The following is a 23,211-nucleotide window of genomic DNA, read 5'->3' on the forward strand; positions in this document are numbered from 1 at the left end:
TTGGTTAGCAAATATGGAAGACGAAGAAATAGAACTTAACGATTCGCAGTCTCAAATCATTGAAGCGCGGCGGGATGACTACTACGCCAATCCCTTAGCCGTAGAGAATTTTAATGAGATGATTAGAGAGATGGTAAACTCCGTCAGCAATTTAACTTAAGAAGACTTAGCAACAGCCTCCTTAATATCTTCTTTGATGAATACCCATTCTTTATGCTGAAGGCATATGGGGTCGAACTCATTATCAGCTTCATCGAAATTGGTTAAGTTTTCACGAATAAGTTTTTCGTCATGCGTCCACTCATACCTCTTTCGGTGGAGTGCTATCATATCCTTGATAGTATACCTGCCTAAAACTTCGTGCAGATCCCAAAAATCTTTCTTCCTGCCAACGCGTTGTATTACATCTATTTTCATGGCAATTATTTCTTCTATAGTTGCCATGCGTATATTCTCATCCATTTTTACCGGCTGGAAAAATGGATCCATAGCATAGTAAATGTCTACTTTTACTACTGAAGACGAATTATCTCCAACCAGATAAGATCTGCCCAGCCCGGCGTTCCCTCCGAAATCTCCATTCGCATAAGGGAAATTCGTTTTTAAAAACCGCTCGATCAATTCAAAGTCGATGGTTCCATAAGCACTATCTGTAAAAAGGTCGATATCAACCGACATTCGGTGCCCCAATTGTAAACTGAGTGCAGTGCCACCTATCAATCTAAAGTCCTTCAACTCGGCAGAACCCATTAACTGAATGAGCGTGCATTTTAGAGTATTTGTTACAGTATTCCAGAAAAGCATATCATTTAGCAAGGTGATTCATGATCGGGATCCTCTTATTCTCTGCGTTACCGATAACCGCAGCAACGCCTTCTTCTCCGTAAAAACGAATGATCTCCGCCCGTTCTTCCTCATTCCCGCGCTCGAAAACACGCTTAATTACAGCACGCTGATGCTTATGCCAGTCTATTTTCTCAATTGCGGTATCCCAAAAAAGGATGCGTCTTAATATCGTCAAATCCGGATGATTCGATGATGCAGTTTTTTCCTTTTCCCGCTTAATTTCATAATAAGCCTGAAGCACCAACATCGTTCCCTCTTGTAAACCTAATGCCTCATCGATTTTTAGCGACAATGCGGGAGTTAAACCTCTGCGGCCTTTGGTTATCTCGGTCAACGTTTGCGGATACTCCTGTAACGAAAGTGCGAACGGCCCTTTCCTCATCTTCCGCTTTTTTAATTCCCGTTCCAATATCAGCCCCGGGTGAATGCCTTTATACTTTTCTATCAACCCTGTCATATTCAAATATAAACAAATTTGTTTATATAATTTAGTTTATTAAGAATCATGAATAAAAAAAAGCCCGGCTTTCACCGGGCTTCGTATTTCTAAGATTTGACAAATTTAAAAAGTTGTCAAATCTGCTCATGGTAATTACACACCTAACAACAATCTTGTTGGGTCTTCCAACAGTTGCTTAACTCTTACCAGGAAGCTTACCGATTCGCGACCATCGATGATGCGGTGATCGTACGATAGGGCGAGGTACATCATAGGGCGGATAACCACCTGACCGTTTACGGCTACAGGGCGCTCAATGATGTTGTGCATACCTAATATCGCGCTCTGTGGCGAATTGATGATCGGCGTAGACATCATAGAACCGAATACACCACCATTGGTAATGGTGAAAGTACCACCGGTCATTTCGTCGATAGTTAGTTTGCTTTCGCGGGCTTTGCCGGCTAAAACCACAATGGCTTTCTCGATCTCTGCCAAGCTCATGCTTTCAGCATTGCGAATAACCGGAACCACCAAACCTTTTGGTGCAGAAACCGCGATAGAGATATCAGCAAAGTTGCTGTAAACAATCTCTTCGCCTTCTATACGGGCGTTAACAGCAGGCCATTCTTTCAATGCCTCTGTAACAGCTTTGGTGAAGAACGACATAAAGCCTAAGCCAACGCCGTGTTTCTCTTTAAATTTATCTTTGTATTTGCTGCGTACTTCCATAATTGGCGACATATCCACCTCGTTGAAAGTGGTCAGCATCGCGGTTTCGTTTTTCACAGCAACTAAACGCCTTGCAACGGTTTTGCGCAGCGACGACATTTTTTCGCGTTTGTCCGTACGTGAACCGGCAGCAGGTGCAGGTGCCGAAGCGGCAGGAGCAGCTGCAGGTTTAGCAGCCGGAGCAGGTGCAGCAGCGGCTGGTTTCTGTGCAGATAGTGCATCGCCTTTGGTAATGCGGCCGTCAACACCGGTACCGTTTACTGATGATGCTTCAACGCCTTTTTCGGCCAGTATTTTAGCTGCAGCAGGTGAAGGCACACCTGATGCATAAGTTGTGCCTTTTGATGGAGCCGCTTGCGGCGATTCGTTAATGGCATCTGCAACGGCAGGCGTTACAGCAACTTTGCCACCGCCCGATGAGCCGCCTTCTATAGTACAAACTACAGCGCCAATGGCAAGTGTATCGCCTTCAGCAGCTATGGTTTTTAATATACCTGCTTTTTCGGCAGTTAACTCAAAAGTTGCTTTGTCTGATTCCAGTTCAGCAATTGGCTCATCCATTTCAACGGCATCGCCATCTTTCTTGATCCAGCGCGAAAGGGTTACCTCGGTTATCGATTCGCCTACAGTAGGCACTTTTATTTCTAATGATGATGAAGCTTCGGCAGGTGCAGCAGCAGGTGCCGGTGCAGCAGGTTCTTCTTTAGCAGCAACAGGTGCTTCAGGTGCTTTTTCGGCAGCAGGGGCCGGCGCAGAAGCAGCGGCAGCGCCACCTTCGTCGATAGTTGCAACCACAGCGCCAATAGCAAGGGTATCGCCTTCAGCAGCTTTAGTGGTTAAAGTCCCGGCTCTTTCGGCGGTAAGCTCAAACGTAGCCTTGTCCGACTCCAGTTCGGCAATTACTTCGTCCATTTCTACATGGTCGCCGTCTTTTTTCTTCCAGGCAGATAAGGTTACTTCGGTTATCGATTCGCCAACCGGCGGAACTTTTATTTCTAAACTCATATTTTCTTAGTTAGTAGTCTTGTAGTTAAGTAATTGATGACAAGAGATGGATGATAGCTAAAAATGGTGAACAGAACTATTCTCTACTCACCATTCTCTATTCTCTAACCATCAATCAGCACCCGCATTCGCCATTTTCTCGGCTGTTTTTTTGATAGCAGCCTTTACGGTTTTACCAACAGGGGTATCAAATGCTTTGGCAACAATGTGCGCCTGTTGAGCGGCGTGCTGCTTAGCAAAACCTGTTGCGGTGCTGCTACCTTCAAGGCGCGATATCACCTGCAGGTTAAAGTGTTTATCGTTATGGAATTTGCGGCAGATGTATGGCCATGCGCCCATGTTCTCCGGCTCTTCCTGCACCCAAATAAACTCGGTGGCTTTTTCGTATTTCGCTTTTATTTTGATGATCTGCTGTATAGGTGTTGGGTACAACTGCTCTATACGTACAATGGCAACATCCTTTCGCTTGTCTGCCTGTTGTTTCTCTTGCAGATCGTAGTATATTTTACCGGTGCAAAGCAATACGCGTTTTACCTTTTTAGGGTCGGCGTAGTTATCGTCTATCAGCTCCTGGAATTTACCGTTAGTGAAATCCTCTATCGGCGATACGCATTTAGGGCTTCTTAACAAGCTCTTAGGCGTAAATATGATAAGCGGTTTGCGGAAATCGCGGTGTATCTGCCTCCTTAATATATGGAAGAAGTTTGCAGGCGTAGTACAGTTAGCAACCTGTATGTTATCATCGGCGCAAAGCTCTAAAAAGCGCTCAACACGTGCCGAAGAGTGCTCAGGGCCCTGGCCTTCGTAACCGTGCGGTAATAGCATTACCAAACCGTTACCACGCTGCCATTTTGTTTCGGCGCTGGCAATGTACTGGTCAACGATGATCTGCGCACCGTTGAAGAAGTCGCCAAATTGTGCTTCCCAAATAGTTAATGCGTTAGGGTTTGCCATGGCATAACCATACTCAAAACCCAGTACACCATACTCTGATAGCAGGGAGTTGTAAATACTCAACCTTGCGTCGGGGTTAATGCTTTCCAGCGGGCTGTATTCGTTCTCGCTATCGGCAAGCGTTAATACGGCGTGGCGGTGCGAGAAGGTACCGCGTTTAACGTCCTCACCGCTTAACCTTACGGGCACGCCTTCTTTCAGCAAAGTACCGTAGGCTAACAATTCACCCATTGCCCAGTCGAAAACGCCGGTTTTGTTTACCATGGCGTTGCGGTCTTCAAACAATTTCTCAATTTTCTTGAAGAACACTTTGCCTTTGGGCAGAGTAGTTATCTGATCGCCAATGGCCACAATGTCCTCTTTAGGCACTGCAGTATCAATAGCCGATATTAATTCTTTATGGTTGGCCAAATGCAAACCTGTCCATGCACCTTCAAACATCGGTATGGTATCGGTAAAGCGGTCGGCAGCTTTTGCTTCATCAAGCATCTGCTGCAGCTCGGCGCGGAAATCTTTCTCCAATGCTTTCACAAAAGCTTCGTCAACCGAACCTTCGGCAATCAGCTTTTTGCTGTATATCTGCAGCGGGTTAGGGTGTGCATCAATAGCTTTGTATAATACCGGCTGGGTGAACTTTGGCTCATCGGCCTCGTTATGGCCGTAGCGGCGGTAGCAAAGTATATCAATAAACACGTCCTCATTAAACACCTGGCGGTATTCCATAGCCAGGTTTATTACGTAGGTAAGGGCCTCAACATCATCACCGTTTACGTGGAAAACAGGCGAAAGCACTGTTTTGGCCACATCGGTACAGTAGGTGCTCGAACGGGCATCCCTGTAGTTAGTAGTAAAGCCTATCTGGTTATTGATCACCAGGTGAATAGTACCACCGGTTTCGTAACCATCCAGTTTCTCCATCTGCAATACCTCGTACACAATACCCTGGCCGGCAATAGAAGCATCGCCATGTATCAGTATAGGGGCAATTTTAGAGTGGTCGCCTTTGTATTTAAAATCAATTTTAGAGCGGGTGATACCTTCTACAACCGGGTCTACCGCCTCTAAGTGCGATGGGTTGGGGCAAAGGCTTAAGTGGACATTCTTACCGTTTTTGGTTTTCACATCTGTAGAGAAACCCAAGTGGTATTTTACGTCGCCGCCGAAAGGTGATTCAGAGTCGTAGTTTTTGCCTTCGAATTCAGAGAATACCTCTTTGTAGGTTTTCTCCATAATATTGGTAAGCACGTTCAAACGGCCGCGGTGAGCCATACCAATGATGAACTCCTGTATGCCCAATTCCGAACCTTGCTTGATAACCGAATCCAACGCAGGTATCAAAGCCTCGGCACCTTCTAAAGAGAAACGTTTTTGACCCAGGAATTTTGTACCCAGGAAGTTTTCGAAAACAACAGCCTCGTTCAGTTTCGAGAGCATCATTTTCTTTTCGTCCACATTGAACTTTGGCGTATTGCGGCCCGGCTCCATCCTGTCTTCAAACCATTTTAGTTTGATAGGGTTGCGCAGGTAGCGGTACTCGGCACCAATGGCGCGGCAGTAAGTGTCTTCCAGCAACTGGCGAATATCGCGCAGTTTTGCAGGGCCTAAGCCAACTTCCACACCGGCGTTAAACGTGGTATCCATATCCGCTTCGCTAAGGCCGAATGTCTCCAGCTCGCGGCCGGGGAAATACTGGCGGCGTTCGCGCACAGGGTTGGTTTTGCTGAACAGGTGGCCGCGTGTACGGTACCCGTTGATCATGTTCATCACATTGATCTCTTTCAGCAGGTTATCAGGTGTTGCGGCTGCCGATGGCTTGGCTGCGCCAGCTTTTGCAGGCTGCGATTCGCGGCCAAAATCAAAGCCTTCAAAAAATTTTTGCCATCCGAAATCTACCGATTCGGGGTCTTGTTTATAAGATTCGTATAGAGAGTCAATGTAGGCTGCGTTTCCGCTATCAATATAATTCAGGCGATCCATGAGAAACGATTGTAGTAAAACGCTGCAAAATTAAGCATAATAGTACAATAAGCCCCAAATTATATGTTATAACTTTGCAAGTAATTTCATGTTTTCGGGATAAATTATCCTTTAAATCAATATGCCGACATCTCAAAAGAAAACCCGCCTTGATTTTCCCGAATTATGGGAAACCGTTGCCGATAAAGCTTACAACAATTTCGAGGCCCTGAGCAGCGACGAACGCGCCCTTTTCACCGTTGGTTATTTGATAGACAGCACCAACAATGGCGGGATATTGGCTCACTACTGCAACATAGGTGCCAACTACAATGCCGAAACCCTTGCCGACCTGGAATACCTTGGCTTTACTGATGTCGCGGATATGCTGCGCGAGATAAATAAACTATTCCCCGGCGGTAAGGCACCAACCGACATAAACGAGCGAAACGAAGTAATGGAAACCTGGGAGTACAGCGAAAACGAAGACTTATTTGAGGACCTTGACCAGGATTTTTACAGGAGAGAAGAGGCGATGGAAGATGCGTTGGTGAAGCATATTGAAGGTAAGTTAGTTTAAATTATGATCATTGTAAGCAATACCGAGCTGAGTGAACTTTATAACAGAGCTATTGCAGGCTACTACAGATGTATAAGTGATGAGGACAACGCTTTTTTATCAGATGAAATTTCGATACCCATTGACGAAGTAGTATTGAAATACTTTAAGGCAAAAGCCGTTTTTTGCGACAATGTTTCCAAGATAGATTCCTGGGAGGTAGAGATAATTTTGTGGGACGAATCGTCTATGATAGGAAGATATACCCACATTGAAGACGATATGGGAAATGAGTTAGACGACAGTTTGGTTTTTGACTATAAAGGATAACCTACTTTGCAACCAATAATATCATTCGCTAATGCATCAGTTTGTGCAGGTAATTGCGCACATAGCCCAGCCCCTCTGCAAGCACGGCAAGCAAGCCTATAATAACGGTAAATTGCTCGAAGGAGTTCATATACTGGCCTATACGATATAGACAGCACGTTTATTGTTTTGTTACGCCGAAACCGGCAGCCAGGTAGTAATAAAATCGCTCTTGCTATCCAATTGGTTAACGGGTTTGGCGGCGTTAAAGTAACGGTTGCTCTTGGTATCGTTACCTACGCCGGCCACAAAGGCCCAGTTACCCCAGTTGCTTGCAGGCGAATAATCAATCAGCTTCTCTTCAAAGTAAAGTGCGCCTTTTGTCCAGTCTACCTCCAGCTCCTTGGTTAAATAAGCGGCAACTGCCTGGCGGCTGTAGTTGCTGATGAAACCTGTAGCATTAAGCTCGTGCATGGCTGCATCGATATAAGGTACACCGGTTTCGCCGGCTTTCCATTGTGCAAAAAGTTCATCCTGGTTAGTAGCGGCGGTTGGTGCTTCGTTGTTAAAGCCCTGCGCCCTAAAGTACTTTTGCCCGTGCTTTTTAAACATAAAGCGGAAGTAATCGCGCCAAAGCAATTCCAACATCAGCGCATCACTATTTGGCAGGCTGCTGCGGTGTTTCACCACTTCCCAATACACCTGCCTTGGCGAGAGGCAGCCCAAAGCCAGCCAAGGCGACAGGCACGAAGAAACTGCCGTAGCGTTCTTCCCCCCTTTTTGCCCGCAATTCTGCTGGTTTGCAAAGAACTGTTCCAGCCTGTGCAAACCTTCGGTTTCGCCGCCTTTAAATTGGTTGGTGGCACGCGAATCGTCAATGGGTGCGGGCACGCCCAACTCCTCTAAAGTGGGGATGGTGCCGGCATCGATAATTTCGGGCGTATGTATTTCGCCCGGTGTGGCAATGCTTTGGCGTACGCTGCTATCACGTTCTACCTTCTTTTTAAAGGCAACAAAGCTATCGGGAATATCTTTTATCGGGAACGGCAGGTCCTCTTTGTGGTACATGGTATGCCCGATGAAATGCTTCAGGTTCAGCTTCATCTTCCACAAAGCCGCCTCTACCTTTTCAGATACCGAGGTTTCTTCGGGAGCCACCTCGCGGTGATGGTACACTTCGCTTACATGGTATTCTTCTGCCAATTGGGTAAGCACTTCAGCAGGGTCGCCCGTACGTACTACCAGTTCGGCACCATGTTTTTGCAGGTTTTCGCGCAGGTTAGTAACCGATTCTACCAGGAAACGCGCACGAAAGCTCCCCGTTTTTTGGGTGCCATTGGCATCGGTAGTAAAATAATAGGGATCAAAAACATATACGGGCAGTACTTTATCGGCCTTGCGCAAGGCTTCAGATAATATCTCGTTATCATGTAAACGCAAGTCGTTCCTAAACCAAACCAGTATAGTCCTATCACTCATCGGGGAGACAATCTAAGCTATTTAGATTGAATACAAAGATGGTAATATTTTTTTTTTGAACAATAAAGCATACTGATAAATGACAGCATGCTAACATTTGTTGAAACACGTAATGTTTTGCATGGCCCAGCCCAAACATACATTATATAATATATAGCTACATGGTTGGCGATTGTTGATAGATACTCCATTGCTGGCTCTTATCGCCTTTTTTGGGCGCCAACACCACCTGCGCATTCACGTCTGCATCTGGCCCGGGTGCGGTAATATATTGTTTGGTGCCGCTTAGCTTTATCAGGTAGGTATCTTTCCCAACGGCTTCAAAATCGTATTGCTGGCTGCTTTTGCCTTGCTCCAATGGCTGCTCGTTAAATATAGCACCTGCATCGGTACCCAAGGCCTGCATAGTTTTATTGCTGAAAAGATTTTGCAGTTGATAGGTGTTACCGCTCACCTGTTTAAAGTCCCAGGTCATGCATTTCCAATCCTGCGGGTTATACAATACTATAGGTGTACCGTTTTTGGTGTTGGCATCTTTTATCCTTAATAACAGCCCGGTCTGCACATTTTTAATGGCGTAAGTACCTTTAATGGTTTGAGCACGGGCGGCCCCAACAAAAAGGGCGACTACTAAGAGCATACTTGCAAATAATTTCATAGGATGGCGTTTTGGTGTTATAACAAATTTAGCGGAGTAATTAATTCGCCTTTAGTTATTTACTATCATTTTGTGCGTCAGGTTGTCTCATCTTGATAAATAAACTCATGAATTGCAGCAATAGTTCCCCCTTCAGGGGGTTAGGGGGCTTGGGCTCAGGGTTTATAACACTTTTATGATATTTACGTTTATAATAAATTGGTAACTTTAACAGCAAAACCATCTTTTACTATGGCAACTACCGAAAGCATCCAGAAAGCCTACATAGACTTTGTACTTACCGAAGGCGCGCAACCCAAATCGGTTTACATCTTCGCCAAGAAAAATAAAATGGCCGAAGAAGAATTTTATAAGTTCTTTGGCTCCTTTGATGCCGTAGAGCAAAGCGTGTGGAGCGGCTTAACCGAACGCACGCTTACCGAGATACGCGCGCAAGAAATTTGGCCGCAATACTCGGCACGCGAAAAGGCACTATCGTTTTTCTACAGTTTTTTCGAACTGCTGAAAAGCAGCCGCAGCTTTGCCGTTTACAGCATAAAAAAACACCGCGGACTGGGTACGCCAAAGGTATTGGAGCCAACAAAAGAATTATTCGAAAGCTTTGCCGAAGGCATTTTGAACGAAGGTATAGAAACCCAGGAACTATCCGACCGTAAATTCTTCAGCAAACGCTATAAAGACGCCCTTTGGTTACAGTTTGGCTTTGTGCTCAACTTTTGGATAAATGATGATTCGGCCGGTTTCGAAAAAACTGATGAAGCCATTGAAAAAGGCGTAAACGTAACCTTCGACCTCTTTCAGCGCTCGCCTATTGATAACCTGTTCGAATACGGCAAGTTTTTGGCCAAGAACGGCGGGTTGAAGGAGAAGATGGGGTTTTAAGGAAGCCCTACCAAATACCGAAACGTCATGCCGAATTTATTTCAGCACCCCACACGGCAGGTAGCGTTCACGCAAATTCCGCTTAGCATGTTGAGATGCGAGATGGGGTACTGAAACAAGTTCAGCATGACGTATTTTTTGTAGCGATGGGTTTAAAACCCATCGCTATAGCACACCACAACACCCTTTTAACAAAACATATTGAGCACCACCCCACCTACTCCCTATTTCGCCGCTATTTTTGATATGGATGGCACTTTGGTTGATAATACGCCCTTCCATTACAAAGCCTGGCAGTTGCTGTTTGCCAAATACGACCTGCCCGAGCTCAGCCGCGAAACTTATAAGGCCAGCATCAGCGGTGTACCCATACCTGTTACCGTGAGGCGGTATTTTGCCGATGCGGATGAGGAGCTAATAAAAACCATCTCCCACGAAAAACAAGCCTTTTACCAGCAGGAGTACCGCCCCTACCTGCGTGCTATAAACGGATTGGAGAATTTTTTGGCAGAACTGAAAGATGCGGGCGTGAAAATGGCAGTAGCCACATCATCAGACATGGACGACGTGAATTTTATTTTTGATGTGGTGCCCATCCGCCAATATTTTGATGTTATTATTACCGGCGATAGGGTAAGCAAGCCCAAACCCGACCCGCAGATATTTTTAAAGGCAGCAGATGACGTGGGTGCCCGCCCCGAAAACTGCCTTGTTTTTGAAGATTCTACATCCGGATTACAAGCCGGCAATGCAGCGGGCATGAAGGTTGTGGGGATTACTACCGCCCACCCGGCAGAAACGGTTGCTAAAGTGGCGAGCCTTGTGATAGATGATTATGCAGGGCTTAGCCTGCAAAAGCTATCGGCATTATTTGATTGATATTTTATGAGCGATAATACCTCCAAAGAGCAAAACAGCATACCCACCACCAAGGTTGAACGCAGCGCCAAATTTGTAAAAACGGGCTTCAAAATTGGGGGCAATTATATTAAGCATTATTCGAAAAAACTGTTCAACCCCGAGCTGGATAAAACAGAACTGAACGAGGATAATGCCAGCGATATTTACCAGTCGCTAAGCGAATTGAAAGGCAGCGCCCTAAAGGTTGCCCAAATGCTCAGCATGGATAAAAACCTGCTGCCGCAGGCTTATGTAGATAAGTTCACGCAATCGCAATACAACGCGCCGCCACTCTCGGGGCCGCTTATTGTGCAAACTTTTAAAAAATACTTCGGCAAAGAGCCGGGGCAGATATATGATAAATTCAACATCCGCTCTACCAATGCCGCCTCGATAGGCCAGGTACATCAAGCCGAATTAAAGGGCAAAAAACTGGCGGTGAAAATTCAGTACCCCGGCGTGGGCGATTCCATTTCATCCGACCTGAAACTGATAAAACCTTTCGCCTTCCGGATGCTGGGCATGAGCGAAAAAGAACTGGATATTTACATGCGCGAGGTAGAAGAGCGCCTGCTGGAAGAAACCGATTACGAACTGGAGGTGCGCCGCTCGATAGAATTTTCAGAAGCTTGCTCTATCCTGAATAACGTAGTGTTCCCCAACTACTACCCCGAGCTTAGCAGCAAACGCATTATCACTATGGACTGGCTGGAGGGTAAACACCTGCGCGAGTTTTTGGCCACCAACCCTTCGCAGGAATTGCGCGATCGCATTGGCCAGGCGCTGTGGGATTTTTATAACTTTCAGCAGCACGAACTCCGCGCCGTACACGCCGACCCGCATCCCGGTAATTTCATGATAACGCCTGATGGCAAATTGGGTGTGATAGATTTTGGCTGCATCAAAGTGATGCCCGACGATTTTTATTACCCCTTCTTCTCGCTCACCTCGACCAATTTATTCGATAGCAAGGAGGATACTATTAAGGCTTTCCGGGAACTGGAAATGATATTACCGAACGACACGCCGGCGCAAATAGAGTTTTATTATACCATGTTTAAGCAGATGATAGGGCTGTTTGCCAAGCCATACATCACCAGCGAGTTCGATTTTGGGGAGAAAGCCTTTTTTGATGAGTTATTTGGCTTTGGAGAGAAGGTATCTAAGATGCCCGAGTTTAAGCAAGCCCGAGGCGTAAAACATTTCATTTATGTAAACCGTACCAACTTCGGCCTTTACAACATTCTACACGACCTAAAAGCCAAAGTAAAAACCGACACCTACAAACCACACGTTGCGGTTACAGTATAATCGGTGGGAAAAAATCGGTGAAATCAAGTCAATCTGTGAAATCACCAATAATAATCGGTGGAATCTGTGAAACTTAAATATAGTTGATTATAGCCACTACCGATAGGCCGAAGGTGGTTATCCAGGTCATGGTTTCTTTAATATTCCAGGCCTCCATATCGGCAACACGGCCCGTACCAATGTACGATTTGCTTTTACGGTTGCAATAAAAACCGTAAGCAACCAAAGCAGTCATGGCCAAAAAGAAAACACTAATAAGCAGTCGTTGAAAATCGTGTGTTAGCATAAGTAAATGTTAAAGCTTTTACGTACGTACGTTAATTTTGTTTATTTAATTTCAATATTTTTTAATTGAGCGCAAAACCACTCGTTGTACCTTCCTTTTAGGCGGGAATTTTATTACATTTATTGAGTAATTTCTACACCAGTGAGAACATCCGCCATTCTGTTTTTTGCCTTGCTTTTTATAGCTTGTAACCCCAAACCTGCTAAACCCACACTAAGGATCAACAAGATCACACCTGTTGCGCAAATAAAAACTGCAAGCAACACTTTAAATGGAGCCAATAATAATGCCATCTCACAGGCAGATTCGACCGAGAGCGGCATCGATGACCCTGATGCTTTCGCCGATTACTATGTTGTGGTTGCCGACACCGGGCTTAGCTACCATGAGCTGCATACTAAAATGTTGGCGTTGAACCAAACCCTGAACACGCCCATTGATACCATGGACCGCGGTTATAACAGCAAAAAAGACCTGATAGCCCTACCTGAGGATTCAGATGATGATATGTACGCCGGCGACTATTTCCCCAGGCGCTACCCATCAAGTGCTTTAAGCCTGGAGTATATGCAGTTTTACAAACCAAACTCGGCGGAGAAAACCATTGCTTTGGTAACCGGTATATATGAAAGTAAAACAAGTGCCGATAGTGCTTTGAATGCCTTAAAGCCTTCCGCCGGTGCTTTTGCTGTAAAGGCGCATATATATGTAGGCTGTATGCATTAATACTTCACATCTAAAAGCGCTACCCTAAAACACCCCGCCCTTTTTGTTGTTGCATGCCTTATGAAAGTATTGCTTGCAGGTGCAAATGGGTACATTGGTACGCGGCTTATACCGGTTTTGCTGGAGGCAGGGCATACCGTTGTTTGCCTGGTGCGCGATAAACGCCGTTTCCACGAGCAAAGCGATTATAGCGATAAAGTAACCCTCATAACCGGCGACCTGCTGCGCGAACAGAGCATAGAAGATATCCCTACCGATGTTGATGCCGCCTATTACCTGGTGCACTCCATGTCGCAATCGGCAGATTTTGCTGCGCTGGAGGCTTTATCGGCACACAACTTTTCGCAAGCGCTCGATAAAACAGATTGTAAGCAAGTGATCTTTTTAAGCGGGATAGTGAACGACGATAATCTATCAGACCATCTGCTATCGCGCAAGCACGTTGAGGATGTTTTGAAAGAAGGTAAAGCGCCGGTTACCGTACTGCGCGCAGCCATCATCATAGGCTCGGGCAGTTCATCATTCGAGATCATCCGCGACCTTACCGAAAAGCTCCCCATCATGACGGTTCCGCGCTGGGTGCATACCCGCTGCCAGCCTATTGCCATACGTGATGTATTAGGCTATTTGGAAGGTGTATTGCTGAATGACAAAGCATTCGGCAAAACCTTTGACATTGGCGGGCCCGATATCCTAAGCTTTAAACAAATGATGCTCGGCTATGCTAAGGTGCGTAAACTGAAACGTTATATTATTACCATTCCCTTCCTGTCGCCTAAAATATCATCGTACTGGTTGTACTTTGTAACTTCTACCAGCTACTCCCTCGCCCAAAGCCTGGTGGATAGCATGAAGAACGAAACCATTATGAAGAACCACGACATCGACAACGTGGTAAAGCGCGATTGCTTGCCTTACGAAGAGGCGTTGGCGCTTGCTTTTAAAAAGATAGAGCAAAACTCCATAGTGAGCAGCTGGAAAGATGCACTGAACAACGGCTACCTCACATCCGGCTTTATGGACCAGATAAAGGTTCCGCAGAACGGCACGCTGGAATATAAAGTAAAACAGCCCTTTAAACGCGAGAGCGCCGAGGTACTAAAAAACATCATGGCCATAGGCGGCAACCGCGGTTGGTATTATTGGGACTGGATATGGAGCATCCGCGGCTTTTTAGATAAACTATTTGGTGGCGTGGGCAGCCGCAGGGGCCGTACCAGCAACATCAACGTTTCGGCCGGCGATGTGATAGATTTTTGGCGGGTGCTGCTGGCCGATAAAATAAACCGCCGCCTGCTGCTGTATGCCGAAATGAAGATACCCGGCGAGGCCTGGCTCGAATTTAAAATAATTGAACGCAATGGCGGCACATTCCTGAGCCAGGTTGCTACCTTTAGGCCGCGCGGCTTATGGGGGCGCTTGTATTGGTACCTCATGTGGCCGTTCCACCTGTTTATATTTAACGGGATGGCGAAAAGGATAGTAAATTTTGAAGAAAGATAATATCGAATATCGAAGGCCAAATATCGAATAATGCAGTAAAGACACTGCGAAATTGGACATTCGAAATTCGGTGTTCGATATTAATTCTCACAGCATATCATGAATAAAAACGTACTCATCACCGGCGGCTCGGGGCTTTTAGGCAGGCAACTTACCAAAGCACTGCTGGCGCAAGGTTATTTGGTTAACCATCTTAGCCGCACCAAGGGGAAAGACCCGCATGTAAAAACCTTTTTATGGGATGTTGATAAAGGGCAGATAGATGAGCACTGTATAGATGGCGTTGATACCATAATACACCTGGCAGGCGCCGGCATTGCCGATAAACGTTGGACCGAAGAACGCAAACGCGAAATTGTGGAGAGCCGCACCAAATCTATAGCCTTGGTTTATGGCTTGCTGAAATCCAAAGCCCACCGTGTGCATTCGGTGGTATCAGCATCGGGCATTGGTTATTACAGCGACCGGGGCGATGTATTGCTTAGCGAGGAAAGCGCCCCCGCGCACGATTTTATTGGCACCTGCTGCATAGATTGGGAAAAGGCCGTTGACGAGGGCTTGTCAATGGGCCTGCGGGTTTTAAAATTCCGCACGGGTGTGGTTTTAACCAAAGAGGGCGGCGCACTGCCTCAACTGGCGATGCCGGTAAAGCTGGGCATTGGTTCACCATTGGGCACGGGCAAACAATGGGTGCCCTGGATACACCATGAAGACGTGCTGAACATGTACCTGCTCGGCATCGGTAACGAAAAACTAAATGGCGTTTACAATATGGTAGCGCCTGAACCTGTAACCAACGCCGGCCTCACCAAAGCAATGGCCAAACAATTGCACCGCCCGCTGTGGGCACCAAATGTGCCTGCATTCGCTATTAAATTGCTGTTTGGCCAAATGGGCAGCATTGTTTTGGGCAGTACCAAAGTATCGGCACAAAAAATAAGCGATGCCGGTTTTAAATTTAAGTTCCCCGATATAGCATCTGCCTTACAAGAAATTTATGGATAAAAATACGCCGATAACCATATTCTGGCACCGCCGCGATCTGCGAACTGAAGACAACGCGGGGCTTTACCGCGCACTTAAAAGTGGCAACCCTATTTTGCCCATTTTTATTTTTGATAAAGAGATACTGGATGACCTGGAAGATAAAGATGATGCCCGCGTAACTTTTATTTACGAAGCTATTGAAGCCCTGAAAGATGATTATCGTAAGCACCATAGCGACCTGGAAGTGTTTTACAGCAAGCCCGAACAGGTTTTTAATAAACTGATAAAAGAACATAAGGTAGCGGCGGTATATACTAATCACGACTACGAACCTTACGCCGCCGTGCGCGACAAGGCAGTTAAGGAATTGTTGGCCAAACACGATATCGAATTTAAAACCTTTAAAGACCAGGTGATATTTGAGCGCGACGAGGTAACTAAAGATGACGGCAAACCATACACGGTTTTTACGCCTTACAAAAACAAGTGGATGCAAAAGCTAAAGCCTTTTTACCTGAAGGCCTACCCTACCGGTAAATACTTCAAAAACTTAGCGGCGTTTAAAGCATCGGCAATACCAACCTTAAAAGAGATGGGCTTCGGGAAAAGTGATGCCAAATTCCCGGATAAAGGCTACGAAAAGTTTATTGACGATTATGCCGAAAAGCGCGATTATCCGGCCATAAAAGGCACATCGCACATTGGGCTGCACCTCCGTTTTGGCACCGTGAGTATACGCGCCTGTGCTACCGATGCAAACCACGCCCGTGAAAAAACATGGCTGAACGAATTGATATGGCGCGAGTTTTACATGATGGTGCTGCACCATTTCCCAAAAACAATGGATCATGCCTTTAAGCCCGACTACGACAATATTAAATGGATAAACAACGAGGCGCATTTTAAGGCATGGTGCGAGGGCAAAACCGGCTACCCTATGGTAGATGCCGGCATGCGCGAACTAAACGCCACCGGCTATATGCACAACCGTGTGCGCATGGTAGTAGCCAGTTTTTTAAGTAAACACCTGCTGATAGACTGGCGCTGGGGCGAACGCTACTTTGCCGCCAAATTGCTGGATTATGAAATGGCCAGTAACGTAGGTGGCTGGCAATGGGCCGCCGGCAGCGGAACGGACGCAGCACCTTATTTCCGCATATTTAACCCCGAGGCGCAGATGAAAAAATTTGACCCGAAGCTGGAGTACATAAAAAAATGGGTTCCGGAATATGCTGACTTCAGCAAGTATCCGCAACCCATTGTGGAGCACGCTTTCGCGCGCGACCGTTGTTTAAAAGCTTTTAAAGCCGCCCTTACATAGGGTACTATAAACTGGTTACCGTTGTAATCTGAAACTCAAATTTCAGCGGTGAAAATGCTGGTATAAGGCCGGTTGATTGTGCAACGTTGCCATAACCCAGGCCCGATGGTATTAATAATGATATTGATGTGCCTGCAGCAGCATGCTCTTTAAGGCCTTCTTGTACACCTTTTATCAACCCGGCAATACCGTCAGAAGATACCGGCGTAAATGTGTAAGCGGTAGTTTTAGAAGCCTCGTCGAAAGCTGTACCGTTTAGCAACGCACCGGTGTAGGTAGCTGTAACTACCGAAAGGTCGTTTATTTCGCCTATTGTACCTGTACCCGGGGTAACCGTTTTGTAATACACACCCGATGCTGTTTTAAGGTAACCGGTTAAGCTATTGGCTGTAATAAAATTACGTATAACCAAATCATCATAATCAGCCTGTTTGTCAATTACGTGCACATAGTATTCTAATGATTGGTTACCGGCAATACGTGTGTTAACGTTGGTGATACTACCGCTACCATAACCGCTTTTGCCATAAGCCAGGCGCGAGGGTATAAGTAAACGCATGCTGGCACCTTTGTATTTTAACAAATTATGAATGGCCGATTGTAAGCCTTTAGGCAAACCGTCCTGAGTTAAATGGCCCAGGTAATCGTAAAAATGGTTAGCAATAGTGTCGGCAGAGGTGTATTTACCATCAAAACTTTTCAAGGTAAACACCAATGCTATCTGGTCGGAGTATTCCAGTTGGGCGCCCGTTCCGGGGTTGATTATTTTATAATACATACCGGTAGTATCGCCGCCGGTAGTATCGCGTACAAACCCTGTAAGGCTATTTGATGCAATCCAGTTTTGTATCTGTTGTTCGTCGTACTGTTTTATATCAATATCCTGAACGTCTTTGCGGCATGAGCTTAAGCCGGCAACGGCAATCAGTAAAAAAGTAAAGATCTTTAGTTTCATTTAAAAATTAGTTCGTTACATCTAAAAGTTGTATATCAAAATCTACTACCGAATTGGCAGGCAACCCAATAGTTGGTTGGTCGTAAGGCCCGTATGCATAACGCGATGGTAGTAATAATCGTACCCGGCCGCCTTTGTTAATTTGCGGTATTCCTAACCGCCAGCCTCTAATTACCTCGCCAAGCGTAAACGACGGATGAAAATTATTGCTTTTGGCAAACTCCTTCCCCGTTGTTAGTATACTGCCTGTATAATCAACCGTTACGCGGGTAGAGGTAGTAAACAAGCTGCTGCCTGTGCCCGGTGCTAATACTATGTAATATACGCCGGTAGTATCAATACGCTGGGCGACATCGGTAAGCCCGTTGGCAGCTATATAGTCTTGCACTATCTTATCATCAATAGCCGCCTGCGCCCGCACCTCTGCCACTACATCGTACCCCTTTTTGCACGACGATAGCCCCGCAGCAAGTAAAAGTATGGCAACCAGTATCCTCTTCATTCGCGTAATAAGCCGCAAATTTATTGTTTTATATCGCAAAAACGGCAGGTTAACACTTTTTAACAATTCGGACGAGAAAACAAGGCCTAGATTAGGGCTTGTAGTTAAGGGTAAGCTGGTTAATTTTCTTCAATATTTCGGTTAAATATTGTTTATCGGCCTCGCTGATGTGTGCGTTAAGGTAGTTATTAAACTGTTTCACCACATCCTTAGCCATCTGGCGTTTCTCTTTACCAAGCGGGGTCAAAAATATTTTTACCGAGCGTTTATCACCTTTGTTGCTTTGGCGGATGATAAGCCCGGTTTCTTCCAATTGGTTAAGCATGCGCGAAAGGCTGGTTGATTTTAACCCAAGCAATGCAGCCGCCTGCGATACGGTGGTGCCTTCCTCATCAATATTAATAAGAAGGTAACCTATAGATTGGGTAATACCAAACTCGGTAACTATTTGGTTATACCTGTTAGCCACAGTTTGCCAAACTATCTTCAGGAAATAATCGATAGTTTCCTGGTGTTTTACATTGCTACGCATACGTTGACAAACATAGTATTTTTAGTCCATAGTCTTTAGTCCGAAGTCTTTAGTCAAAAGCCCTTAGTTCAAAGTCAAAAGAAGTTTAGAAGTACTTTTCCTACTTTAGACTTTTCGCTTTAAGCTTTCGGCTTAAAACTACCACCCCAGCTTGGTATCGTCCCCTCTCGGGTCGGCGCCACCTTCGTAGTAGCCCCATTGGGTTTTTAGTATACCGTCTACCCGGCCAATGGCACCGCGGTTTTTAAATTTATAACCCTTTTGCTGCAATTTCTGCACCGTGATACTGTCTAATGCATCTTTTTCAGCGGCAACCTCGTCGGGCAGCCATTGGTGGTGGAAGCGCTTTGCCGATACCGCGCCCTGCATACTTTTATCAAACTCAATTACATTAAGCACGGTCTGAAAAACTGAGGTAATGATGGTAGCCCCGCCCGGCGTACCTACCACCATAAACAGTTTGCCATCCTTTTCAACTATCGTAGGCGTCATGCTCGATAGCATGCGTTTGTTTGGTTGTATGCTGTTGGCCTTGCCGCCTACCAGCCCGTACATATTAGGCACGCCCGGTTTCGAACTAAAATCGTCCATTTCGTTATTCAGCAAAAAGCCCGCGCCGCCCACAAACACGTGCGAGCCAAAGGTATCGTTAAGGGTAGTGGTTATGGATACGGCGTTGCCCTCGCGGTCTACAATAGAATAGTGGGTGGTTTGGTCGCTCTCGTACCCTACGAATGATCCGGGCTGTATAGCGGTGCTTGGCGTAGCGGCATCCCATTTAAAGTTTGCCATACGGCCAATAATGTATTTGGTATTCAGCAGGCTATCAACCGGCACTTTGTAAAAATCGGGGTCGCCAAGATATTTGCTTCGGTCGGCATATACGCGGCGCTCGGCTTCAACTATTACCTGCACGGTCGAGTCGGAGTTAAAACCCCAACGTTTTAGCGGATACCCCTCAACCGATTTGAGCAACTGCACCAAAGCTATGCCCCCGCTGCTTGGCGGTGGCATAGTAATAATTTTATAGCCTTTATAGCCACCTATGATGGGGTTACGCCATACAGCATGGTAGTTTTGCAAGTCGGCTTTGGTCATGATGCCTTTGCCCCGCTGCATTTCAGTAACAATCAAGTCGGCAGTTTTGCCATCGTAAAAACCATCGCGCCCTTTATCGCGAATAAGTTCCAGCGTATGCCCAAGGTCTTCCTGTATCAAAATGTCGCCTTCTTTCCAGCCACCTTCTTTTTGCAGGTACTTTTTGCCGGGGTTTAGCGCTACAAACTGTGCATTATCGCCATTAATATCTTTAGCCAGCCGGGCGGTCATTTTAAAACCATTCAGGGCCAGGTTTATGGCGGGCTGCACCAAATCGGCCCATTTTAGTTTGCCATACTTTTTATGTGCCTGCACCATACCATCAACCGAGCCCGGCACGCCCGATGCAAAATGCGTGTAAAGGCTTTTATCGGGAATGATATTGCCGGCGCTATCTAAATACATATTGGTTGTGGCCTGCCCGGGGGCCTTCTCCCTGAAATCGAGCGTATTGGTTTTCCCCGAAGCCGAGCGGTAAACCATAAAACCACCGCCGCCAAGGTTACCGGCCTGCGGGTGCGTAACGGCCAGCGCAAACTGCACGGCTACGGCAGCATCAACAGCGTTACCTCCCTTTTTTAGTATATCTAACCCTGCCTGCGAAGCATCGGGATAAGCGCAAACCACCATTCCGTTGCGGTATTGGCCGCTTACGTTTTGGCCGAGCTGCCCTCTCACGCAGCCTGCGGTAAGGCATAAAACCAATGCAGAAAAACTTATTTTTTGAAATATACTAATTGGGGCTTGTTTCATTATCCGGAGATGTATTTTTTGCCAAATTAGTTTATTTAGCGCTAAAAATACAACGGGCAGCCGTGTAATTTTCTTTCTGGCAACCAAACAGATGGGGGCAAAAAAGCTTATCAACTTTTGTGGAATACGCATAAAACGCTAATTATGCCGTTTATTCGAAAACTACTGTGATGAAAAAACTTTTCTTAATTGCACTAACTGCCTGCACTTTTTTACTGATAAGCAACCGCTCGCAGGCGCAGGATTACAAAACAGCCGTAGGGCTAAAATTTGGAGGTTACGAGAACGGACTCTCTGTAAAATATTTCGTGGACGAGGGTACCGCGTTGGAAGGTATATTGGGTTTACGCTCGCACGGGGCGGTACTCACGGGGCTTTACGAATTACATCAGTCCGCCTTCAACACTGCCGGCCTAAAATTCTATTATGGTTTTGGCGCGCACCTGGGTTCGATAGGCAAAGGCGCGTACAAGGCTTTTGGTAAAGACCAGTATTACGATAGCACCCACATTTTAATTGGTGCCGATGGTGTGCTGGGACTTGAATACAAAATACAGGAATCGCCCATTGCTATCAGCCTCGATCTTAACCCTCGTTTAGAACTTGCTACCGGGCCTTTCTTCGATTTGGCACCGGGATTGGGGGTGAAGTATACGTTTTAAACTGTTGTGGCGATCTTAACCGCAAAGTTATACCGTTCAAAAGCAAGAGCTGTTCAAACAATTTTATATGTTTGTTTAGAGAGCAGGTAGTAAGCCCGTACATTCTTCAGCTTGAAGCTTGGGACGCTATCTGCTTTCTTATTTTTTGTTCTTTCCTTCGAGATATAGGAGCATCTGATGTTGCTTCCTGGAACCTGTGCTTTTTTTGTTTATTTATTTTCTTTTCAGCCTTATCCTGCTGCTCTTTTTCCTGTTGCTTGCCTGCCGCCTTTTGCTGGTTCAGTTCGTCTACTTGTGGGTTGAATGCTGTTTTATTTTTTAGTACTCCATAAATGATCCTCAAGAACTTATGCATAACAACACCCATAGCAGGATAATGCTTCATTCCCTTTACCCGGGCGTTCACATATACTTGTTTTAAGATAGGGTTATATCTGATAGCGCTCAAAGAAGCCATGTATAGCACAGCCCTTATTTCGCCCCGGCCTTTCTTGCTCATGTGGTTTCCCCATACCTCGTCCCCGCTTTGCTTAAAGGTAGGGTGCACACCAAAAAACGCCCCCAGTTTTTTCGCGCTCGCAAACTTACTGATATCCTCTATCTCTAATGCAACCGTAACTGCGCTGCTTTGCCCTAACCCCGGTATTGTTTTTAATAAAGCTACCTCTGGTGTATCGGCATGCAACGATGCCAGGTATTCCTTCTCATCCTTTACAACTCCTTCCTTATGCAGTATTTCCTTTGCTGTAAACTGTATGAGGTGAGCCACTTGAGGGCTTACATCCTGCACATTGTTTTTGGCTTTCCCGATAATGGCATCTGCTTTTGCCTTACTAATACTCTTTATCATCGCAAGCTTTACCGCCCCGGCTTTTATTGCCATAGCTGCTGTGGGGTATTTAGACAGCATGGTTAACAGCCAGGCCGGTATCCCATTCCTGCAGTAAACGAGTACCTCGCCAAAGTACTGATAAAGCAATTTTTCCAACTGGTTGCTCAATTGCACTTTCTGCTTTTGGTGCATCCTGATGCATGTAAGATGCTGCCTGCCTTCCTTAAAGGCTGTACCGGTTTCTTCCAAATGGATGCCATAATCAAGCTTTTCAGGGAAGCTGAGCATATAAACAGCTATATTCTCCGCGCTTACCGCATCAGTTATGGTCCGTTTCAATGAAGCATCGCTAACTGATTTTACGCCTTTAGGGTTAATACGGCATACATATACACTGCTCTTTTTAAGCGCCTTCAGGCATGAATACCAATTATTCTCATAGCCCCCCGTGCTTTCTACGCCGCAAAACAACTCTTCAAGCCCCTGCTGCTGCCAGCCTTCAATTAATTCCCTCAGCTTTTCGCGCCCATGTTTGTTATCATGTAACTGGAACCCCTCTTCTATGGCACTCTTGCTCTCATCTAAAAGAAGGAAATCCGAATAACCCTTACTTACATCGATACCTAAATACCCCTTTTTATTCATACTTAATATTTGATGGATAAAATATCAAGCCCCGTTCAGCCTTATCAGTAATGCGGCATCTTTGTGCCAAGTTATACCCCGAACTCAACTTGATGAAGAAGAAACTTTGCGTCGGCATCTTTGTGCCAAGACCGCTCCCTCCTTGCCATCAAAATTGATTAATCTTTCAAAAAACCAAACATATAAGGCCGCAAAGTTTTCGCAAAGAACACAAAGCCTTGCAAGTCGATTAATTATAACACGTCACCAACCGATCAACCATTTGCAAAGAACAGAAAAAGCACTTCTTTCTGTTCTTTGCACCTTTAGCTGAAGAATTGCAGACTATGCCCTTTGCATTCTTTGCGCTAACTAAAGAGCAAATCTCTGCGCACTTTGC

The 23,211-nt window shown here is 45.8% G+C and carries 23 protein-coding genes; 11 read left to right on the forward strand and 12 right to left on the reverse strand.

Annotation, left to right across the window (positions count from 1 at the left end):
- The first annotated feature begins 13 nt into the window (after positions 1-13).
- Positions 14-160, forward strand: coding sequence for a hypothetical protein (locus BC343_RS31100; RefSeq protein WP_156088768.1), 147 nt, complete (start codon positions 14-16; stop codon positions 158-160).
- Here BC343_RS31100 and BC343_RS22135 read toward each other — a convergent pair.
- The 4 genes from BC343_RS22135 to BC343_RS22150 form a co-directional block, all read right to left on the reverse strand.
- Entirely contained in the window at positions 157-804 is a 648-nt protein-coding gene (locus tag BC343_RS22135) for a nucleotidyl transferase AbiEii/AbiGii toxin family protein (RefSeq protein WP_078349970.1), read from the reverse strand. The genes BC343_RS31100 and BC343_RS22135 overlap by 4 nt on opposite strands.
- Before the next feature lies 1 nt (position 805).
- Complete coding sequence (locus BC343_RS22140) at positions 806-1,303, reverse strand: helix-turn-helix transcriptional regulator (RefSeq protein WP_078349971.1); 498 nt, start codon at positions 1,301-1,303, stop codon at positions 806-808.
- A gap of 135 nt (positions 1,304-1,438) precedes the next feature.
- Entirely contained in the window at positions 1,439-3,022 is a 1,584-nt protein-coding gene (gene odhB / locus BC343_RS22145) for a 2-oxoglutarate dehydrogenase complex dihydrolipoyllysine-residue succinyltransferase (protein ID WP_078349972.1), read from the reverse strand.
- A gap of 111 nt (positions 3,023-3,133) precedes the next feature.
- Positions 3,134-5,953, reverse strand: coding sequence for a 2-oxoglutarate dehydrogenase E1 component (locus BC343_RS22150; RefSeq protein ID WP_078349973.1), 2,820 nt, complete (start codon positions 5,951-5,953; stop codon positions 3,134-3,136).
- A 121-nt stretch (positions 5,954-6,074) separates the two neighbouring features.
- Between BC343_RS22150 and BC343_RS22155 the strand changes: the two genes are divergently transcribed.
- Entirely contained in the window at positions 6,075-6,512 is a 438-nt protein-coding gene (locus BC343_RS22155) for a DMP19 family protein (RefSeq protein WP_078349974.1), read from the forward strand.
- A gap of 3 nt (positions 6,513-6,515) precedes the next feature.
- A complete protein-coding gene (locus BC343_RS22160; RefSeq protein ID WP_078349975.1) occupies positions 6,516-6,821 on the forward strand; it encodes a hypothetical protein in 306 nt (101 codons plus the stop codon).
- Between the two features lie 171 nt (positions 6,822-6,992).
- On the opposite strand, the gene BC343_RS22165 is transcribed toward BC343_RS22160, so the two are convergent.
- Both BC343_RS22165 and BC343_RS22170 read right to left on the reverse strand, forming a co-directional pair.
- A complete protein-coding gene (locus tag BC343_RS22165; RefSeq protein WP_078349976.1) occupies positions 6,993-8,279 on the reverse strand; it encodes a DASH family cryptochrome in 1,287 nt (428 codons plus the stop codon).
- Between the two features lie 157 nt (positions 8,280-8,436).
- Positions 8,437-8,937, reverse strand: a complete 501-nt coding sequence (locus tag BC343_RS22170; RefSeq protein ID WP_078349977.1) for an RICIN domain-containing protein — start codon at positions 8,935-8,937, stop codon at positions 8,437-8,439.
- 231 nt (positions 8,938-9,168) lie between these two features.
- Between BC343_RS22170 and BC343_RS22175 the strand changes: the two genes are divergently transcribed.
- The 3 genes from BC343_RS22175 to BC343_RS22185 all read left to right on the forward strand — a co-directional run bounded on the left by BC343_RS22175 (position 9,169) and on the right by BC343_RS22185 (position 12,030).
- Positions 9,169-9,819, forward strand: a complete 651-nt coding sequence (locus BC343_RS22175; protein ID WP_078349978.1) for a TetR family transcriptional regulator C-terminal domain-containing protein — start codon at positions 9,169-9,171, stop codon at positions 9,817-9,819.
- Between the two features lie 201 nt (positions 9,820-10,020).
- Positions 10,021-10,698 (forward strand): HAD family hydrolase, encoded by a 678-nt coding sequence (locus BC343_RS22180; RefSeq protein ID WP_143822307.1) that lies wholly within the window; start codon positions 10,021-10,023, stop codon positions 10,696-10,698.
- Between the two features lie 6 nt (positions 10,699-10,704).
- On the forward strand, positions 10,705-12,030 hold the full coding sequence (locus tag BC343_RS22185; RefSeq protein ID WP_078349980.1) for an ABC1 kinase family protein: 1,326 nt from the start codon (positions 10,705-10,707) through the stop codon (positions 12,028-12,030).
- Positions 12,031-12,103: 73 nt separating this feature from the next.
- Here BC343_RS22185 and BC343_RS30830 read toward each other — a convergent pair whose 3' ends face one another.
- A complete protein-coding gene (locus BC343_RS30830) occupies positions 12,104-12,316 on the reverse strand; it encodes a hypothetical protein (RefSeq protein WP_143822308.1) in 213 nt (70 codons plus the stop codon).
- 141 nt (positions 12,317-12,457) lie between these two features.
- Here BC343_RS30830 and BC343_RS22190 point away from each other — a divergent pair, with 141 nt between their 5' ends.
- From BC343_RS22190 to BC343_RS22205, 4 genes are all read left to right on the forward strand, one after another.
- Positions 12,458-13,042 (forward strand): hypothetical protein, encoded by a 585-nt coding sequence (locus BC343_RS22190; protein ID WP_143822309.1) that lies wholly within the window; start codon positions 12,458-12,460, stop codon positions 13,040-13,042.
- Between the two features lie 60 nt (positions 13,043-13,102).
- Entirely contained in the window at positions 13,103-14,545 is a 1,443-nt protein-coding gene (locus tag BC343_RS22195) for an SDR family oxidoreductase (RefSeq protein WP_078349982.1), read from the forward strand.
- A 99-nt stretch (positions 14,546-14,644) separates the two neighbouring features.
- Positions 14,645-15,550, forward strand: coding sequence for a TIGR01777 family oxidoreductase (locus BC343_RS22200; RefSeq protein ID WP_078349983.1), 906 nt, complete (start codon positions 14,645-14,647; stop codon positions 15,548-15,550).
- Positions 15,543-16,853, forward strand: a complete 1,311-nt coding sequence (locus BC343_RS22205) for a cryptochrome/photolyase family protein (RefSeq protein WP_078349984.1) — start codon at positions 15,543-15,545, stop codon at positions 16,851-16,853. Before BC343_RS22200 ends, BC343_RS22205 begins: the two co-directional genes overlap by 8 nt.
- A 4-nt stretch (positions 16,854-16,857) precedes the next feature.
- Here the strand turns inward: BC343_RS22205 and BC343_RS22210 are convergent, their stop codons facing one another.
- From BC343_RS22210 to ggt, 4 genes are all read right to left on the reverse strand, one after another.
- Positions 16,858-17,808: an FKBP-type peptidyl-prolyl cis-trans isomerase gene (locus BC343_RS22210; RefSeq protein ID WP_078349985.1), complete on the reverse strand. Its 951-nt coding sequence runs from the start codon at positions 17,806-17,808 to the stop codon at positions 16,858-16,860.
- Positions 17,809-17,815: 7 nt separating this feature from the next.
- Positions 17,816-18,310: an FKBP-type peptidyl-prolyl cis-trans isomerase gene (locus BC343_RS22215; RefSeq protein ID WP_078349986.1), complete on the reverse strand. Its 495-nt coding sequence runs from the start codon at positions 18,308-18,310 to the stop codon at positions 17,816-17,818.
- Positions 18,311-18,401: 91 nt separating this feature from the next.
- Positions 18,402-18,842 carry a MarR family winged helix-turn-helix transcriptional regulator gene (locus BC343_RS22220; protein WP_078349987.1) on the reverse strand — a complete coding sequence of 147 codons (441 nt, stop codon included), beginning with the start codon at positions 18,840-18,842 and terminating at the stop codon, positions 18,402-18,404.
- 138 nt (positions 18,843-18,980) lie between these two features.
- Positions 18,981-20,693, reverse strand: coding sequence for a gamma-glutamyltransferase (ggt, locus tag BC343_RS22225; RefSeq protein WP_078350113.1), 1,713 nt, complete (start codon positions 20,691-20,693; stop codon positions 18,981-18,983).
- Positions 20,694-20,863: 170 nt separating this feature from the next.
- On the opposite strand from ggt, the gene BC343_RS22230 reads away from it, so the two are divergent.
- Complete coding sequence (locus tag BC343_RS22230; RefSeq protein ID WP_078349988.1) at positions 20,864-21,355, forward strand: hypothetical protein; 492 nt, start codon at positions 20,864-20,866, stop codon at positions 21,353-21,355.
- Between the two features lie 106 nt (positions 21,356-21,461).
- On the opposite strand, the gene BC343_RS22235 is transcribed toward BC343_RS22230, so the two are convergent.
- Entirely contained in the window at positions 21,462-22,832 is a 1,371-nt protein-coding gene (locus tag BC343_RS22235; protein WP_078349989.1) for an IS110 family RNA-guided transposase, read from the reverse strand.
- Positions 22,833-23,211: the final 379 nt, after the last annotated feature.

It is taken from the genome of Mucilaginibacter pedocola (genome assembly GCF_002013915.1).
GTDB classification, from domain to species: domain Bacteria; phylum Bacteroidota; class Bacteroidia; order Sphingobacteriales; family Sphingobacteriaceae; genus Mucilaginibacter; species Mucilaginibacter pedocola.

Coding starts and splice junctions, on each gene's coding strand:
- BC343_RS31100 (WP_156088768.1), top strand. CDS start 14: ATGGAAGACGAAGAAATAGAACTTAACGATTCGCAGTCTCAAATCATT.
- BC343_RS22135 (WP_078349970.1), bottom strand. CDS start 804: ATGCTTTTCTGGAATACTGTAACAAATACTCTAAAATGCACGCTCATT.
- BC343_RS22140 (WP_078349971.1), bottom strand. CDS start 1,303: ATGACAGGGTTGATAGAAAAGTATAAAGGCATTCACCCGGGGCTGATA.
- odhB (WP_078349972.1), bottom strand. CDS start 3,022: ATGAGTTTAGAAATAAAAGTTCCGCCGGTTGGCGAATCGATAACCGAA.
- BC343_RS22150 (WP_078349973.1), bottom strand. CDS start 5,953: ATGGATCGCCTGAATTATATTGATAGCGGAAACGCAGCCTACATTGAC.
- BC343_RS22155 (WP_078349974.1), top strand. CDS start 6,075: ATGCCGACATCTCAAAAGAAAACCCGCCTTGATTTTCCCGAATTATGG.
- BC343_RS22160 (WP_078349975.1), top strand. CDS start 6,516: ATGATCATTGTAAGCAATACCGAGCTGAGTGAACTTTATAACAGAGCT.
- BC343_RS22165 (WP_078349976.1), bottom strand. CDS start 8,279: ATGAGTGATAGGACTATACTGGTTTGGTTTAGGAACGACTTGCGTTTA.
- BC343_RS22170 (WP_078349977.1), bottom strand. CDS start 8,937: ATGAAATTATTTGCAAGTATGCTCTTAGTAGTCGCCCTTTTTGTTGGG.
- BC343_RS22175 (WP_078349978.1), top strand. CDS start 9,169: ATGGCAACTACCGAAAGCATCCAGAAAGCCTACATAGACTTTGTACTT.
- BC343_RS22185 (WP_078349980.1), top strand. CDS start 10,705: ATGAGCGATAATACCTCCAAAGAGCAAAACAGCATACCCACCACCAAG.
- BC343_RS30830 (WP_143822308.1), bottom strand. CDS start 12,316: ATGCTAACACACGATTTTCAACGACTGCTTATTAGTGTTTTCTTTTTG.
- BC343_RS22195 (WP_078349982.1), top strand. CDS start 13,103: ATGAAAGTATTGCTTGCAGGTGCAAATGGGTACATTGGTACGCGGCTT.
- BC343_RS22200 (WP_078349983.1), top strand. CDS start 14,645: ATGAATAAAAACGTACTCATCACCGGCGGCTCGGGGCTTTTAGGCAGG.
- BC343_RS22205 (WP_078349984.1), top strand. CDS start 15,543: ATGGATAAAAATACGCCGATAACCATATTCTGGCACCGCCGCGATCTG.
- BC343_RS22210 (WP_078349985.1), bottom strand. CDS start 17,808: ATGAAACTAAAGATCTTTACTTTTTTACTGATTGCCGTTGCCGGCTTA.
- BC343_RS22215 (WP_078349986.1), bottom strand. CDS start 18,310: ATGAAGAGGATACTGGTTGCCATACTTTTACTTGCTGCGGGGCTATCG.
- BC343_RS22220 (WP_078349987.1), bottom strand. CDS start 18,842: ATGCGTAGCAATGTAAAACACCAGGAAACTATCGATTATTTCCTGAAG.
- ggt (WP_078350113.1), bottom strand. CDS start 20,693: ATGAAACAAGCCCCAATTAGTATATTTCAAAAAATAAGTTTTTCTGCA.
- BC343_RS22230 (WP_078349988.1), top strand. CDS start 20,864: ATGAAAAAACTTTTCTTAATTGCACTAACTGCCTGCACTTTTTTACTG.
- BC343_RS22235 (WP_078349989.1), bottom strand. CDS start 22,832: ATGAATAAAAAGGGGTATTTAGGTATCGATGTAAGTAAGGGTTATTCG.